The organism is Pseudomonas sp. DNDY-54 (assembly GCF_019880365.1).
GTDB classification, from domain to species: Bacteria; Pseudomonadota; Gammaproteobacteria; order Pseudomonadales; family Pseudomonadaceae; genus Stutzerimonas; species Stutzerimonas stutzeri_P.
Genome location: NZ_CP082271.1, coordinates 2,108,432 through 2,125,480, shown reverse-complemented (window position 1 = coordinate 2,125,480; position 17,049 = coordinate 2,108,432). Strand labels below are relative to the sequence as shown.

The 17,049-nt window shown below is 60.6% G+C and carries 9 protein-coding genes; 5 read left to right on the top strand and 4 right to left on the bottom strand.

Annotated features, from left to right (window positions below):
• Positions 1-50 precede the first annotated feature (50 nt).
• The 4 genes from K4O48_RS09905 to K4O48_RS09890 all read left to right on the top strand — a co-directional run bounded on the left by K4O48_RS09905 (position 51) and on the right by K4O48_RS09890 (position 6,258).
• Positions 51-3,221: an efflux RND transporter permease subunit gene (locus tag K4O48_RS09905; protein ID WP_222911832.1), complete on the top strand. Its 3,171-nt coding sequence runs from the start codon at positions 51-53 to the stop codon at positions 3,219-3,221.
• Positions 3,218-4,636, top strand: coding sequence for an efflux transporter outer membrane subunit (locus K4O48_RS09900; RefSeq protein WP_222911831.1), 1,419 nt, complete (start codon positions 3,218-3,220; stop codon positions 4,634-4,636). The genes K4O48_RS09905 and K4O48_RS09900 overlap by 4 nt, the downstream gene beginning before the upstream one ends.
• A 197-nt stretch (positions 4,637-4,833) precedes the next feature.
• Positions 4,834-5,826, top strand: a complete 993-nt coding sequence (locus tag K4O48_RS09895) for a TRAP transporter substrate-binding protein (RefSeq protein ID WP_222912057.1) — start codon at positions 4,834-4,836, stop codon at positions 5,824-5,826.
• Positions 5,827-5,901: 75 nt separating this feature from the next.
• Positions 5,902-6,258 (top strand): hypothetical protein, encoded by a 357-nt coding sequence (locus K4O48_RS09890; RefSeq protein WP_222911830.1) that lies wholly within the window; start codon positions 5,902-5,904, stop codon positions 6,256-6,258.
• A 25-nt stretch (positions 6,259-6,283) separates the two neighbouring features.
• Here K4O48_RS09890 and K4O48_RS09885 read toward each other — a convergent pair whose 3' ends face one another.
• From K4O48_RS09885 to K4O48_RS09870, 4 genes are read right to left on the bottom strand one after another with little or no spacing between them, the layout of a single operon-like run.
• Positions 6,284-7,774, bottom strand: a complete 1,491-nt coding sequence (locus K4O48_RS09885) for an efflux transporter outer membrane subunit (RefSeq protein WP_222911829.1) — start codon at positions 7,772-7,774, stop codon at positions 6,284-6,286.
• Positions 7,771-10,875 (bottom strand): efflux RND transporter permease subunit, encoded by a 3,105-nt coding sequence (locus K4O48_RS09880; protein WP_222911828.1) that lies wholly within the window; start codon positions 10,873-10,875, stop codon positions 7,771-7,773. The genes K4O48_RS09885 and K4O48_RS09880 overlap by 4 nt, the downstream gene beginning before the upstream one ends.
• 52 nt (positions 10,876-10,927) lie before the next feature.
• A complete protein-coding gene (locus K4O48_RS09875; protein WP_222911827.1) occupies positions 10,928-14,008 on the bottom strand; it encodes an MdtB/MuxB family multidrug efflux RND transporter permease subunit in 3,081 nt (1,026 codons plus the stop codon).
• Positions 14,005-15,246 carry an MdtA/MuxA family multidrug efflux RND transporter periplasmic adaptor subunit gene (locus tag K4O48_RS09870; protein WP_222911826.1) on the bottom strand — a complete coding sequence of 414 codons (1,242 nt, stop codon included), beginning with the start codon at positions 15,244-15,246 and terminating at the stop codon, positions 14,005-14,007. Before K4O48_RS09870 ends, K4O48_RS09875 begins: the two co-directional genes overlap by 4 nt.
• Before the next feature lie 282 nt (positions 15,247-15,528).
• On the opposite strand from K4O48_RS09870, the gene murJ reads away from it, so the two are divergent.
• Positions 15,529-16,995 carry a murein biosynthesis integral membrane protein MurJ gene (murJ, locus tag K4O48_RS09865; RefSeq protein WP_222911825.1) on the top strand — a complete coding sequence of 489 codons (1,467 nt, stop codon included), beginning with the start codon at positions 15,529-15,531 and terminating at the stop codon, positions 16,993-16,995.
• The last annotated feature ends 54 nt before the right edge of the window (positions 16,996-17,049 follow it).

Genomic DNA, 17,049 nt, shown 5'->3' with positions numbered 1-17,049 from the left:
ACCGATTCCGTCAGGGTGCGTCATGCGCACCCTCTCCCCCGGAGTGCGTCATGAATTTTTCTCAGTTCTTCATTCAGCGGCCAATCTTCGCGGCCGTGCTGTCTCTGGTGATCCTCATCGGTGGTGCCATCTCGCTGTTCCAGCTGCCCATCAGCGAGTACCCCGAGGTGGTCCCGCCCACCGTGGTCGTCAGAGCCAACTTCCCCGGCGCCAACCCCAAGGTCATCGGCGAAACCGTCGCCTCGCCCCTGGAACAGGCCATTACCGGCGTCGAAGGCATGCTCTATATGTCTTCCCAAGCGACAGCCGACGGCAAGCTGACCCTGACCATCACCTTCGCGCTCGGCACCGACCTGGATAACGCGCAGGTGCAGGTGCAGAACCGCGTGACCCGCACCATGCCGACCCTCCCCACCGAAGTGCAGCGCCTTGGCGTAACGGTAGACAAGGCGTCGCCGGACCTGACCATGGTGGTGCACCTGACGTCGCCGGATGAGCGCTACGACATGCTGTACCTATCCAACTATGCAGCGCTCAACGTCAAGGACGAGCTGGCGCGGCTGGACGGCATTGGCGATGTACAGCTGTTCGGCATGGGCGATTACTCGCTGCGTGTCTGGCTCGATCCAAACAAGGTCGCTTCACGTAACCTCACCGCCACCGATGTCGTCAGCGCAATCCGAGAACAGAACCGTCAAGTCGCCGCCGGTTCGCTCGGTGCACCCCCCGCGCCGGGCGCCACGGACTTCCAACTATCGATCAATACGCAGGGCCGGCTGGTTACCGAAGAGGAGTTCGAAAACATCGTCATTCGCGCCGCGGAAGACGGCTCGATTACCCGCCTGCGGGACATTGCCCGGGTCGAGCTGGGCTCCAGCCAATACGCGCTGCGCTCGCTGCTCAACAATCAGCCGGCGGTGGCCATCCCCGTGTTCCAGCGGCCCGGCTCGAATGCCATCGAAATCTCTGATTCGGTGCGCGCGCGCATGGCCGAACTGAAGCGTGACTTCCCGGAAGGTGTTGATTACGAGATCGTCTACGATCCGACAATCTTCGTGCGCGGCTCCATCGAGGCGGTGGTACATACCCTGCTGGAAGCCATCGTGCTGGTCGTGCTGGTGGTTATTCTCTTCCTGCAGACGTGGCGCGCCTCGATCATCCCGCTGGCGGCCGTCCCCGTGTCGTTGATCGGCACCTTTGCCGTGATGCACATGCTCGGCTTTTCACTCAACGCGCTGTCGCTGTTTGGATTGGTACTCGCGATCGGGATCGTGGTGGATGACGCCATCGTTGTGGTGGAGAACGTCGAGCGGAACATCGGCCTCGGTAAATCACCGGTAGAAGCCACCAAACAAGCAATGAAAGAGGTCACCGGGCCCATCATCGCCACGGCACTGGTGCTATGCGCAGTGTTCATCCCGACCGCGTTCATCTCAGGCCTTACCGGGCAGTTTTACCAGCAGTTCGCGCTGACGATCGCCATCTCAACGGTAATTTCGGCATTCAATTCGCTGACGCTGTCACCGGCCCTGGCAGCCGTGTTGCTGCGCGCTCACGATGCGCCGAAAGATGGATTCTCGCGCTTGCTCGACAAGCTGTTCGGCGGCTGGTTGTTCGTGCCGTTCAACCGCGTGTTCGAGCGCGCCAGTCATGGCTACGTCGGTGCGGTTAAACGCATCCTGCGCGGCAGCGGCATCGCCCTGGTGGTGTATGTCGGTCTGGTCGGACTCGGATACCTGGGATTCGCCAGTACGCCGACCGGTTTCGTACCGCCGCAGGACAAGCAGTACCTGGTGGCCTTCGCGCAATTGCCGGATGCGGCCACGCTGGATCGTACCGAGGATGTCATCAAGCGCATGTCGCAGATCGCAGCCGAGCATCCCGGTGTCGAAAACACCGTGGCCTTCCCGGGCCTGTCGATCAACGGCTTCACCAACAGCCCGAACAGCGGGATCGTCTTCACTCCGCTCAAGCCCTTCGATGAGCGCAGTGATCCCTCGTTGTCCGCCAACGCCATCGCCGCTGATCTGAACGGCAAGTTCATGCAAATCCAGGACGCCTTCATCGCCATCTTCCCGCCGCCGCCCGTGCAAGGGCTTGGCACCATCGGCGGATTCCGCGTGCAGGTGCAGGACCGCGGCAATCTCGGCTATGAAGAGCTGTACAAGCAGGTCCAGAACGTCATCGCCAAAAGCGCTGACTATCCGGAACTGGCAGGGCTGTTCACCAGCTATCAGGTCAACGTGCCGCAAGTAGACGCTGATATCGACCGTGAAAAGGCCAAGACCCACGGGGTCGCGATCGACCAGATCTTCGACACCATGCAGGTCTACCTCGGCTCGCTGTACGCCAACGACTTCAACCGCTTCGGCCGCACCTATCAGGTCAACGTACAGGCGGAGCAGAAGTTCCGGCTGACGCCCGAGCAGATCGGCCAGCTAAAGGTGCGCAACAACCGTGGCGAGATGGTGCCCCTCTCGACCTTCGTGAAGGTCAGCGACAGCGCTGGACCGGACCGCGTCATGCACTACAACGGCTTCCTTACCGCCGAGATCAATGGCGCAGCAGCGCCCGGCTACAGCTCCGGTCAAGCCGAGGCTGCGATGGAGCGGTTGCTCAAGGCCGAGCTCCCGAACGGCATGAGTTTCGAGTGGACGGAACTGACCTATCAGCAAATCCTTGCCGGCAATACCGCCATGTTCGTCTTCCCGCTCTGCGTGCTGTTGGCGTTCCTGGTGCTCGCCGCGCAATACGAGAGCTGGAGCCTGCCATTGGCGGTGATCCTGATCGTGCCGATGACGCTGTTGTCGGCCATCACCGGGGTGATTCTGTCCGGCGGTGATAACAACGTGTTTACCCAGATCGGGCTCATTGTGCTCGTCGGCCTGGCGTGCAAGAACGCGATTCTGATTGTCGAGTTCGCCAAGGACAAACAGGAAGAAGGCATGGATCGGCTGTCGGCAACACTCGAAGCCTGCCGCCTGCGTCTGCGCCCGATTCTGATGACCAGTTTCGCATTCATCATGGGCGTGGTGCCGCTGGTGCTTTCCAGCGGAGCCGGGGCCGAGATGCGCCATGCGATGGGTGTGGCGGTTTTCAGCGGGATGCTCGGCGTGACCTTCTTCGGACTGCTCCTGACGCCCGTGTTCTATCTGGTGATTCGCGCCTTCGTCGAGAAGCGCGAGGAGAAGAAGGCTGTATTAAAGGAGGCTCATGCATGAAGGCAGTTCTCACCACCCCGCTGCTGCTTGTCGCGGTTCTGGCACTGAGTGCCTGCGCGGTCGGCCCTGACTACCGCACACCGGAAACCGCGCCGGCTGAGATCGACCGCGCTTCAGTTCCAGGCTTCGATCGTTCGCGTTTCGAAGCGGCCTGGTGGCGGCAATTCGAGGATCCGACCCTGGATGCGCTGGTCAGCGAAGCACTCGCCGAGAACCGCGAGCTACGCATTGCGTTTGCCCGGTTACGCGCCGCACGTGCCATTCGCGACGACGACGCCAATGACCGTTTCCCTACGGTGACAGCGGGCGCCACTGCCGAGTACGGCGAAGCGCAGCAACCCGGCTTCAGCGAGGAGCGCAGTAACATCGAGCGCTATGACGTTGGGCTGGATATGGCCTGGGAGCTCGACCTGTTCGGCCGAATTCAGCGACGCATCGAAGCCAGTGAGGCGCAAAGCGAAGCTGCCGAGGCCGAGCTGTATCAACTGCAGGTGAGCCTGGTCGCCGAGCTGGTGGACGCGTATGGACAGCTACGGGGGGCTCAATTGCGTGAGCGCATCGCGAGGGACAACCTGCAGAATCAACGCAACTCGCATCAGCTGACCGAGCAATTGCGTGAAGCGGGCATGGGCAGTGAGCTTGACGTGCTGCGCGCCGATGCGCGGCTGGCTGCCACCGAAGCGAGCCTTCCGCTGCTGCAAGCGCAACAAACCCGGGCAGCCAATCGTATCGCCACCCTTCTCGGTCAGCGCGCTGATCGACTCAGCGTTGACCTGTCGCCACGTGAGCTGCCCGCCATTGCCAAGGCATTGCCCATCGGCGATCCCGGTGAACTGTTGCGTCGCCGTCCTGACATTCTGGCAGCCGAACGGCAGTTGGCCGCAGCGACGGCTAACGTGGGCGTGGCGACGGCCGACCTGTTCCCGCGGGTGAGCGTGACTGGCTTCCTGGGCTTCATCGCCGGGCGCGGATCGCAGATCGGCTCGAGCGCTGCACGAGCCTGGGGTGCATCACCCAGCATCAGCTGGGCAGCCTTCGACATGGGCAGCGTGCGGGCGAGACTGCGCGGGGCAAAAGCCGACGCCGACGGTGCGCTAGCCAGTTATGAGCAGCAGGTTTTGCTGGCATTAGAGGAGTCCGAAAACGCATTCAGCGACTATGCGCGCGCGCAGGAACGGCTGCTTTCGCTGTTGCGCCAATCCAGTGCGAGTCGCGCGGCCGCCCGCCAGGCCGAGATCCGCTACCGTGAAGGGACGGTGGACTTTCTGGTGTTATTGGATGCCGAGCGTGAGCGTCTCGCGGCGGAAGATGCGCAGGCTCAAGCCGAAGTGGACCTGTATCGGGGAATCGTTGCCCTTTACAAGGCGCTGGGCGGCGGCTGGCAACTCGCACCGGTTGAGGCGGGATCGCTCTAGGCCGCCGTTTTGCAGGCACACTGCGGCGGCCAACGGGCAAATTGTGACTCATGCCCGGTCTTGCCTTTTTTATGATGAATTTTGTGTGATACCGCTTTTTGTCGTCTGGCTTATTTGGCATAACTTCGCGCTGAAGCTCAATCGCATCCCGCCACCGGATGCCATGCCAACCAACCAAAACAAAGAGCCCATCAATGATCAAGCCGATCATCACCCTTGCCGGTCTCATGCTGGCACTGGCCGCTACGGCCGTCGAAGCCGAACCGATCGTCATCAAATTCTCACATGTTGTCGCCGAAGATACCCCCAAGGGCATGGGCGCGCTGCTGTTCAAGCGGTTGGTTGAGGAGCGGTTACCCGGCAAGGTGACCGTAGAGGTCTACCCGAACTCAACCTTGTACGGAGACGCCAACGAGCTTGAAGCATTGAACAATAACGAGGTCCAGCTGCTGGCGCCTTCGTTGGCCAAGTTCGAGAAATACACCAAGCAGGTGCAAGTGTTCGACCTTCCCTTCCTGTTCGATGACCTGGAAGCGGTCAACCGCTTCCAGAAACGCACCAAGGGCCGCCAACTGCTGCGATCGATGGAGCAGGAAAACATCACCGGGCTGGCGTATTGGCACAACGGCATGAAACAGCTGTCGGCTACCAAGGCGCTGCGTTTACCAACCGACGCGTCCGGGCTGGCGTTCCGCATTCAGCCATCGGCGGTGCTGGAATCGCAGTTTGCCCAGGTCGGCGCGCCTACCAAGAAGATCGCATTCGCCGACGTCTTCGCCTCGTTGCAAAACGGTACGGTTCAGGGTGCGGAGAACCCGTGGTCGAACATTTACAGCAAGAAAATGCACACCGTTCAGCCCTACATCACCGTCAGCAATCACGGCGTACTCGATTACATGCTGGTGAGTAACACGCGCTTCTGGTTCGGCATTCCGCACAGCATTCGCACCGAACTCGAAGGCATCGTCGAAGAGGTCACGTTCGAAGTTAACCGCGCCGCCGAGGCCGCGAACCAGGCTGACCTGGAGCGCATCCGCAAGGCAGGAACATCAGAAATCATTGAGCTGACGCCTGAACAGCGCGAAGCCTGGCGCGCGGCTATGCGGCCGGTGTGGCAGGAGTTCGAGCCAGTGATCGGCGCGGACATTATCAAGGCAGCGCAAACGGTCAATCGCAAACAGCGTCAGTAACCACGCGGAACAAACGACCTCACCAGACCGCGGTTCATGCGCAGCATGTACCGCGGTTTTTTTTAGCATTTGGACGTGGATCGTATGTGGCCGGTATTGATGCTGTTGCTTGCGACAACCATGGTCCTGCCACCGGTGCTTTTGTTCGCTACTCGCGTGGCGATGGCGTGGCCGATCCGCTACGGTCTCGCCGCCCTGCCGGCGATCTACACCGGTGTTGGCTGGCAGCTGGGTGCCATCGCGGTCACGCGACTCGGCTGTCTGGGAGGGATAAAGAACCTGCACGCCTGCACCGTCAGCGGCACGGATGTCACCACACTGGTCGAGTACGGCCTGTTCCTGATGATTCCTGCGATCTTCCTTGCGATGCCCCTCTCCGCTTTTCTGCTACTGAACACGCTGCGCAAACAGATGCGTGCACGCCGCTGGTAGCAGCGCCACACCGAACGCTAGATGACTAGTTGGCCGATTCGCGTTCACTCGACATCACCGGCTCAGTCTGCAACTGACCTTCTTCCCATCCACCACCCAACGCCGCAATCAGCCGTACGCTCGCGCTAAGCCGATCCCCTAACAGGCTGAGATTGGTGCGCTCGTTGTTGAGCGCAGTGGTCTGTACGGTGGCGACACTGAGAAAGTCCACGGTTCCAGCCCGGTATTGGTTTTCGATCAGACGCAGCGACTCCTGAGCTGCTTCCAGCGCTTGCTGCTGAACGACCGCTTCCTCCGCCAGAACACGAAGCTGCACCAGGTTGTCCTCGACCTCTCTGAAACTGTCGAGCACCGTCTGCCGGTAGTTCGCGACAGTTTGGTCATAGCTCGCTTCGGCTTGCTCCAGATCCGCGCGCCGGCCACCAAAGTCCAGCAGGGTCATGGCCAGCTGCGGCCCCAGCGACCAAAAACGGTTCGGAACGCTGATCAAATCACCGAAGCTGCTATCACGATAGCCCCCGCTGGCGCTGAGTGTCAGGTCGGGGTACCACGCCGCTTCGGTCACGCCGATCTGCGCGTTGGCAGCGATAACCTGACGTTCGGCCGATGCGATATCCGGGCGCCGCTCAAGCAACTCGGTAGGCAAGGCCAGCGGAACCACAGGAAGCGCAGGAATGCCCTCACGCGCAACGATGTTCAACTCCGAAGGCGGGACGCCAATCAGCACCGCAATAGCATGCTCCATCTGGGCGCGCTGCCACCGAAGATCAATGGCCTGCGCCTGTGTGCTTCTCAGCTGAGTCAAGGCTTGGGTCACGTCGGACTTCGGAACGATGCCCGCGCGGTACTGGTTTTCGGTCAAGCGCAACGAACGTGCAAACGCCTCCACCGTCTGGTCAAACAGCCGCTGCTGTTCGTCCATCACCCGCAGCTGCAGATAGGTCTGCACCAGCTCGGATTGAAGACTCAGGCGTACGGCTGCAAGATCCGCCGCGCTGGCCTGCATGTTGGCCTGACTGGCTTCGAGGTTACGCCGCAGCCGACCCCAAATATCAAGCTCCCAGGACGCATCGAGCCCTAGGCTGTAGCTCTCACTGATGCCGTTGCCACCCGAACCGCCTTGCACCACTGACCCCGCCGAGCTGGTTGAACCGCCTTGCCCGCCTCGTGTGGCACCGGCGCTGGCACCCACGGTAGGAAAGCGTTGCGAGCGTGCCCCACGGACCAACGCGCGCGCCTGCCGATACTGTGCTTCGGCGGCCGCCAGGTTCTGGTTGGATAGGTTCAACCGGCCCACCAGCGCATTCAGTTCGGCGTCACCGTAGAGCGCCCACCATGCGCCGCGTTGCAGAACGTCAGCCGGTGCCGCGGTTTTCCATCCTTCGGCCTGCTTGAATTCCGAAACGTCCGGGAGTGTCGGGCGTTCGTAGTCGGGGCCGAGGGTGCAGCCGCCTAATGCCAACGCGATGACAACAACGGCAAGGGGGCGCAACGGGTGTTTCGGTGAGGTACTCATAGCGGATTTTCCAGGGCGGCGTCGGTGCGCACACCGCGCCATCTGTTGAAACGATGCCGCGCGCGGTCCAGGTAGAGATAGACCACCGGCGTGGTGTAGAGCGTCAGGATCTGGCTGAGCATCAGCCCGCCAATAATGGCCAGGCCGAGTGGCTGACGCATCTCGGCGCCTTCCGCACCGCCCATAAGTAAAGGCAGCGCGCCGAGAATGGCGGCCATGGTGGTCATCAGAATCGGTCGAAAACGCAGCAGGCAGGCGCGGCGAATCGACTCGGCCGGGGACAGCCCATCGCTGCGCTCGAATTGCAGCGCCAGGTCGATCATCAGGATGGCGTTTTTCTTTACCACCCCGATCAGCAGGAACAGACCGAGCAAGGAAATCAGACTGAACTGCTCGCGTGTCAGGATGATCGCGAGCAACGCCCCCACGCCGGCGGAGGGCAGTGTCGACAGAATCGTTAGCGGATGAATGTAGCTCTCGTAGAGGATGCCGAGCACGATGTACACCAGCAGCAAGGCACCCAGAATCATCAGGGGCTGGCTTTCTTGGGTCGACTTGAACACGTCGCCCGTGCCACCCAGGCGTCCCTGAACTTCGCTAGGCAGGCCGATGGCCGCGACAGCTCGCTCGATAGCCCGCGTCGCCTGATCGAGACTGACGCCCGGCGCCAGGTCGAAATCGATGTTCTCAGCAGCGAACTGACCTTCATGACTGACCCTGTCCTCTTCGAGGCTCCGTTCGTAGCGCGCAAATGCCGCCAGCGGGACGCGACGGCCGTCGCTCGTGATCACCTGAATCTGGTCCAGCACTTCGGGATGCTGCGCATAGCTTGGGTCGATCTCCATCACGACCTGATACTGATTGAGTGACTCATAAATCGTGGAGATCTGCCGCTGGCTGAAGGCGTTATTGAGCAGCGTGGTGACGGTGCTCATGTCGATGCCTAGTCGCTTGGCCGCATCGCGATCAATCTTCAGACTGATCTGCTGGGCGCCCTCGCCTTCGTTGGCATCGATACTGGTGAGTTCAGGCAAGGCCATCAGGGCCCGGGTCACTTGCGGTACCCAGGTACGCAAGTCGGCCAGGTCGCCGGCCAGCAGATTGTAGGAGTAAGCCGAGCTGCTCTGGCGTCCGCCGCCAAACTGCAGGTCCTGATCCGCCATCAGGAACATGCGTCCGCCCGGCACCTTTGGTTGGTTCTGACGAATACGCTCGATGACCTTCTGCGCGGAGATCTTTCGCTCGTCCAGGGGCTTGAGACGGACGATCATGAAGGCGTTGTTGATGCCGCCTTGCCCACCGATGAACCCCGCAACGCTCTCGACCGCAGGGTCCGACAGAACGGCTCGGCGGTACGCCTCCATCTTCGGCTGCATGACTTGGAAGGACAGTCCGTCGTCACCCCGAATGAAGCCGGTCAGCTGTCCAGTGTCCTGTTGGGGCAGAAAGGTTTTCGGCACCTGGATATAGAGGAAAACGTTAAGCCCGACCGTCGCCAACAAGGTGAATAGCGTGATGCGATGATGACGCAGCGCCCATCCCAACGAGCGGTCGTAATGGCGCAACAGCCATTGGTGTGCCTTGTGACTCCACGCATGCAGGCGACCGTCGTGTTCGGGCTGATGGGGCTTCAGCCAACGCGCGCAAAGCATGGGCGTCAGCGTCAGCGAGACCAGCAGCGAAACCAGAATGGCGGCCGCCAGGGTGATGGAAAACTCGCGGAACAGCCGCTCGACCAAACCGCCCATGAACAGAATCGAGACGAACACCACGACGAGCGAGAGATTCATCGACAGCAGCGTGAAACCCACCTCGCGCGTGCCGATATAGGCCGCCTTCATCGGGGGAACGCCATCGTCGATATGCCGCGCAATGTTTTCCAGCACCACAATGGCGTCGTCGACCACCAGGCCTGCAGCCAGGATCAGCGCCATCAGCGACAACACATTGAGCGAGAAGCCGAACAGATACATCACGGCGAAGGTGCCGACCAGGGACACCGGTACGGCGAGCGCCGGGATCAGCGCGGTCCGCAGTTTGCCGAGGAACAGAAACACCAGGATGATCACGAGCACTACAGCAATCAGCAGGGTTCGCTCAGCCTCATGCAGCGTGGCGCGAATCACGGGTGAGCGATCCATCGCCACGGCCATCTCGACGCTGCCAGGCACGATCGCTTGCAGCGCGGGTAGCTCGTTGCGAATGCCTTCGATGGTTTCAATGATATTGGCGCCGGCCTGGCGGTTGATGATCAGCAGCACGGCACGGTCATTGTTGAAGAAACCGTCGTTGTACCGGTCCTCGACGGCATCGCGAACGTTGGCCACATCGCTCAAGCGCAGTGCTGCACCGTCCTGATAGCGAATGATCAGCGGCAGATAATCTGCTGCTTCATGCAGTTGATCGTTGGCCTGAACCTGCCAGTGACGGTCATCATCTTCAACCATGCCCTTGGGGCGGCGCACGTTGGCCGAGGCGATCGTCTGACGAACCTCGTCGAGCGACACGCCGTATTGCTCCAGCTGTTGTGGCTGCAACTCGACCCGCACCGCGGGTAAAGAGCTCCCGCCAACCTGCACTTCGCCGACGCCAGGAACCTGCGACAGCTTCTGCGCCAGAATCGTGGAGCCGATATCGTAGAGCTGCCCCTTGTCCAATACGTCCGAGGTCAATGACAGCACCATGATCGGTGCTTGCGCTGGGTTGATCTTGCGGTAGGTCGGCATACTGCGCATTCCGCTGGGTAGCAGGTTGCGCGAGGCATTGATTGCCGCCTGTACGTCTCGGGCGGCGCCGTTGATGTCCCGATCCAGATCGAACTGAATGATGATGCGCGTCTGGCCCTGACTGCTGCGACTGCTCATCTGGCTGACACCAGCAATGCTGCCCAGTGAGCGTTCTAAAGGGGTTGCAACGCTCGACGCCATGATTTCGGGGCTGGCCCCGGGCAGGCTGGCCTGCACCGTGATCACCGGGAAATCCATGTTCGGCAGCGGCGACACTGGCAGCAACCCGAAGCTGACCCCGCCCAAAAGCAGGATCGCCAGGCTCAGCAGCATGGTCGCGACAGGGCGCGCAATAAAGGGTGCGGACAGATTCATGAGGGATTGCCGGTCATGAAGACGCTTGGCTGCACCGACGCGCCTGCCGCCGTCATGTGCGTGCGTCCTGTACGGGCATTTGATTTCTCGCGAAACGGTTGCCCAGCCGGTCGAAGAACAGGTAGATCACGGGCGTCGTGAAAAGTGTTAGCAGCTGGCTCAGCAGCAGTCCGCCGACCAACACCAGCCCTAGCGGCTGACGCAGTTCGGCGCCGGACCCGGACGCAAGCATCAGCGGCACGGCACCGAACAGCGCTGCCAAGGTCGTCATCAGAATCGGACGGAAGCGCAGCAGTGCCGCCCGGTAGATTGCATCGCGCGGGCTCATGCCCTGATGACGTTCGGCTTCAAGCGCGAAGTCGATCATCATGATCGCGTTCTTCTTCACGATGCCGATCAGCAAAATGATGCCAATGATGGCGATCAACCCCAGGTCATTTCCGGTCAGCAATAGTGCCAGCAGCGCCCCCACCGCGGCTGACGGCAGTGTCGAGAGAATCGTGATCGGATGAATGTAGCTCTCGTAAAGCACCCCCAGCACGATGTACATGGTCACCACCGCGGCCAGAATCAGCAGCAGTGTGCTGGACAGCGATGCGCGGAATGCCTCGGCTGCGCCCTGGAATCGGCTTTGAATTCCAGCAGGCAAGCCGATTTCGGCTTCGATGCTTTCTATGATTTCAACCGCTTCGCCCAGCGACACCCCATCGGCCAGGTTGAATGACAGCGTGACGGCCGGAAACTGGCCGATATGGTTGATCAATAGCGGAGCGTTACGCTGCTCGAGCGTTGCCAGGCTCGACAACCGTACGGGTGTTCCGCCCTCGCTCTGAACAAACAGCTGCTCAAGGGCCTGCGGGCCGAGACGGTTGCCAGCCTCTGCCTCGATCACAACGCGGTACTGGCTGGCCTGGGTAAAGATGGTCGAAATCTGGCGCTGGCCGAAGGCGTCATACAACGCGTCGGTGATCGCGGATAACTCGATACCTAGCCGAGCGGCGGCATCACGGTCGATATCCAGGAATATTTGCAGGCCGTCGCTTTGCAGATCGCTGGCCACGTCGGTCAGTTCCGGACGCTCGCGCAAGGCCGCAACCAGGCGCGGTGTCCATTCATCGAGCAGCTCGCCATCCGGTGACTCGAGACTGAACTGGAACTGCGTACGGCTGACCCGATCCTCGATCGACAGGTCCTGCACCGGCTGCATGTACAGCTCAATCCCCGGCAGTTTCGCCAGCTCCGGCCGCAGGCGGTCAATAACCTGGCTTGCGGTGACGTCGCGCTCGACGTGCGGCTTGAGGTTGATCAGGATGCGACCACTGTTCAGCGTCACGTTGTCGCCATCCACGCCTATATAGGACGACAGGCTGGCGACCGCAGGATCGGAAAGAATCACGCGGGCCAATGACTGCTGTCGCTCACTCATCGCGCGGAACGAAATCGATTGAGGCGCTTCGCTGATGCCTTGGATTACGCCAGTGTCCTGCACCGGAAAGAAGCCCTTCGGCACGGCGAGGTACAACACGACCGTCAATCCCAATGTGGCCACCGCAACCAGCAGCGTGAGGGTCTGGTGTCCGAGCACCCAGGTCAGCCAGCGCGCATAGCCGCCAATCAGCCGCTCGACCCAATCCGGCTTGGATTTCTCGTCGCTGGCAGGCTTGAGTAGCTTGGCGCACATCATGGGTGTCAGTGTCAGCGAAACCACGAGTGAAATGAGGATAGCGACAGCTAGAGTGATGGCGAACTCACGGAACAGGCGCCCTACTACGTCTTGCATGAACAGCAGTGGAATCAACACAGCGATCAGCGACAACGTCAGCGAGATCAACGTGAAGCCGATCTGCTTGGCCCCTTTCAGCGCCGCCTGCAATGGCGTCTCGCCCTCTTCCACATGACGGGCGATGTTCTCGAGCATGACGATGGCATCGTCAACCACGAACCCGGTGGCAATGGTCAATGCCATCAGGGTCAGGTTGTTCAGCGAGAAGCCGGCGAGATGCATCACGGCGAAGGTGCCGATAAGTGACAACGGCACGGCGATGGACGGGATGATCGTCGCCGACAACCGCTTGAGAAACACGAACGTGACCATCACGACCAGAAAGGTGGCCATGAGCAATTCGTGCTGAACATCGGTAATCGCCGCGCGGATGGTCTGGGTGCGGTCGGTCAGCACCACCACATCGAGACCGGTCGGCATGCTGGCCGTAACTTCAGGGAGCAGCGCTTGAATGCGCTCGACCACCTCGATGACATTGGCGCCGGGCTGACGCTGAATGTTCAGCAGCACCGCCTGACTTTCATTGGCCCACGCGGCGAGCCGTTCATTTTCGGCGCCATCGATGATGTCGGCGACATCTTTTAAACGCAGCGTCGCGCCGTCTTCATAGGCAAGGATCAGCTCGGCATATTCTTCCGGGGTTTTCAGCTGATCGTTGGCATCGAGCATCGACACGCGTGTCGGGCCGTCAAAATTGCCTTTCGGTTGATTGACGTTCGAGCTGGTCACCAGCGTGCGAACGTCAGCGAGTGAGAGCCCGTACGACGCCAGCGCTTCCGGGTTGACGCGAATACGCACGGCCGGGCGTTGTCCTCCGGCAATGCTGACCATACCAACACCACTGATCTGCGCCAGCTTCTGCGCCATGCGTGTATCAACCAGATCATGAAGTTCCGGCAGCGCGAGGCTCTCCGAGGTGACCGCCAGCGTCATCACCGGCGTGTCGGCTGGGTTGACCTTGTTGTAGACGGGCGGTGCTGGCAGATCATTCGGCAGCAGGTTACTGCCCGCGTTAATGGCGGCCTGAACTTCCTGCTCCGCCACGTCCAGCTCGACGTCAAGCGAGAAACGCAAGGTGATGACCGAAGCGCCGCCCGAGCTGGTCGAAGACATCTGGGTCAGCCCCGGCATTTGGCCGAACTGTCGCTCCAGCGGCGCAGTCACCGCGCTGGTCATCACTTCGGGGCTAGCACCCGGATACAACGTCATCACGCGAATGGTCGGGTAGTCGACCTGGGGCAGCGCGGAAACCGGCAGCATGCGGTAGGCGATGAGACCTGCCAGCAATATCGCAATCATCGTCAGGGTGGTTGCCACTGGCCGAAGAATGAACAGCCGCGACATGTTCATTGCGCGGGGCGCTCCCGGCCGGCCTGCGGAGCGACTTTCGGATTCTCTGCCGCTTCTTCGGCGAGCGCCTGGCGATCGACCACCTCGACTTCGCTTCCATCACGCAAACGATCAGTGCCTTCCATCACGATACGTTCGCCCACGCTCAAGCCCTTGGTGATGACGGTTTTCTCACCGTTGCTCGGCCCCACTTCCAGTACCCGTAGCTCGACTTTCGAATCGTCACCCACGACGTAGGCATAGTTGCCGCGTGAGCCGAATTGAAGCGCAGCAGACGGAATCAGAATGGCGCCTTGGAGCGTCTCGACGCGTAGCCGGACATTGACGAACTGGTTAGGTATCAACAGCTCCGCCTCGTTGTCGAAGCGAGCCTTCATCTTCAACGTACCGGTAGTGGTATCGATCAGGTTATCGACGCTTTCGAGTACGCCTTCGCCAAAGAGGATGCGCTCGCCACGGTCCCAGGCCTGTGCGGACAGTTCCTCACCGCGACGGAAACGCGCAATGACTGGCGGCAATTCGCTTTCAGGCAATGTAAAACTGATCGCCATGGGTTGGGTCTGGGTGATAACGACCAACGGGGTGGTGTCGTTGGCAGCGACAAGGTTTCCCTGGTCAAGCTGACGGAGACCGACGCGGCCATCGATGGGCGCACGGATCTGCGTAAATTCGAGGTTGAGCTTGGCTTCGTTCACCGCGGCCTGATTGGCTGCCAGGGTCCCCTGGTATTGGTTCACCAGTGCCTGCTGGGTATCGAGGGTTTGCTTGGCAATGCTGTCATCGGCGAACAATCCCCGATATCGCTTCAAATCGACTTGCGCATTCTGCAGCAGCGCCCGGTTCTGCTGCAGCGTACCTTCGGCTTGTTGAAGGGCTACTTCATAAGGGCGCGGGTCGATGACCGCGAGCAGATCGCCAGCCTTGACCCGCTGGCCTTCTTCGAAGCGTACGTCAACAAGTTCACCTGCCACACGGCTACGGACGTTTACCGTATTCAACGGCGTAACAGTACCGAGCGCTTTGGCATAGACCTCGAAATTTCCCTGCTCAACGGAGGCGACCCGCACCGGTGTCGGACCACCAAATGCGCCAAAAGCCGGGCGCCCGCCTGGCTGTTGTGGCTTCTCGGCCGCGGTTGGCCAGAGCCACCAGATCAGCAACACAATCGCAGCAATCACGCCGCCAATAACCAGCCAGCGCCGCACGGAGCCGGTAGAAAGAGAGTTTGCCTCGGACATGAACTGGGTTCGCCTAGAAATGAGGGTGAACCATAAGCAGTCGCGACCCGCTCGCAAAGGGGATTTACGGCATTTTTACGTATCCGAGCTTGTCCGTACCCAACGTGGCCTGCAAATCGCTCAATCCGCCGAGCTGGAACCATGGCGGAGGGTTCCAGTCTATGTATCGTTCTCCGGCCCGCTGACGATTCGAGTCTGAACGACCGCTGACGACTCTTCGCAACCGGCAGGTACGCCGCTTTTCACCAGGCCGCCCGATAATGGCCTGCACAGGATCAAGGAATGAATGCATCGCTGGTCATCCTGGCGCTCACTGTCGCCAGCTTTCTTCTCGGTTTTTTGCGCGACCTGTTCATCGCCAAGGCGTTTGGTCTGAGCTGGGAAGCAGATCTGATCTTTGTCGCGCTGATCTTGCCGATGTTTTTCGAGAACTTTCTCGGCCTCGCGCTTCGCGACGCCATGATCCCGTACTTGCAAAAGTTACGCAGCCAATCCGAAGCCCTGTTCGAAAGCGTCAGCCGTTGGCTCTATTGGCGCGTGATGGCCATGGGCGCAGCTGTAAGCGTCGTCGCGATACTGGCGAGCTACTGGATCCTCAATCTCTTGGCGCCCGGCTGGACCGACGCACAAGTTGCTTCCGGTCAGCTCGTATTTTGTGTGGGTGCGGTACTGATCGCCGTTCAAGCGGTGCTGTATTGCCAAGGCGCGCTGCTCAACATGAACGATGTGTTCATTCTGCCGATCACGCGGACAGTGCTACTCAACGCTGGCGCAATTATTGGCATCCTTCTATTTCAGCCTACCGGCATGGTGATATTCATCGGCATGTTGCTGCCTCAGCTCGCGTTGATTGTGGTGCAACACCGACGCATCGGCTTCTTGCGCGGCGGCACCAAGGTCGAAACGACCGGTCACGGCGGCGGCTTCGGCCTGGCCTTCGCACCGGTCCTGGTCGCCGCTGGCGCACAGCAAGGCTGTATCCTCGCCGAGCGCATGTTCGCCTCCTTTCTGGATGAAGGCAGCATCACGATGCTCTCGTTTGCGTTCCGTATCGTGACGATCCCGCTCACGCTTTACGCGTTGTCGGTGCTTTCGGTGCTCTTTCCGCGCTTCGTCTCGAGCTGGAACGACAATGACTTCGACAGCCACGCCGCGGTGATACGTAAGGGATTGCTGGCGACCCTGTTGTTTCTCGTGCCCGCCGCGGTGGTGCTCTGTTCGTTCCCACAAACCGTGGTCTCGGTGCTTTTGGAGCGAGGCCAGTTTGGCGCACCGCAAACCGATGCAACGGCCTCGCTGGTTATTCTCTACGCACTTGGCCTGCCGGCGATGGGATTGGCGCTGCTCTGGGGTCGCGCCCTCCTCGCACAACATCAATCGCGGTTGTTTCTGGTGATTACCTTGGTCAGCTCTGGGCTTACGATCAGCCTCGACGCGCTACTCTACGGTCCGTACGGTGCCGAGGGTTTGGCGTTTGCGTTTTCCAGTGGCGCGACCTTGCAGGCCTTGTTCATGGGTTTGTACGTCTATCGCTCATCACCCGAAGGTCTGGCGCCACGCGTGCTTGTACGCTGGGTTGGCACCGGAGCAGCGATCGCCATTGCGCTTCATTGGGTGCCCGCCCCTCATGGGCTGCTTCAGTTGTGTCTGTATATCGCGCTGGTGTTATGCGCGTTCGTTGCCGGGGTCGTGCTGTTGGGTGAACGCGACCTGTTCAAGCCGGCCTACTGGTCAATGAAGAAGGCCTGATAGCCGGCGGTATGGCCGACACGACACGGTCAAACTATACGGGTCACAAAAAAG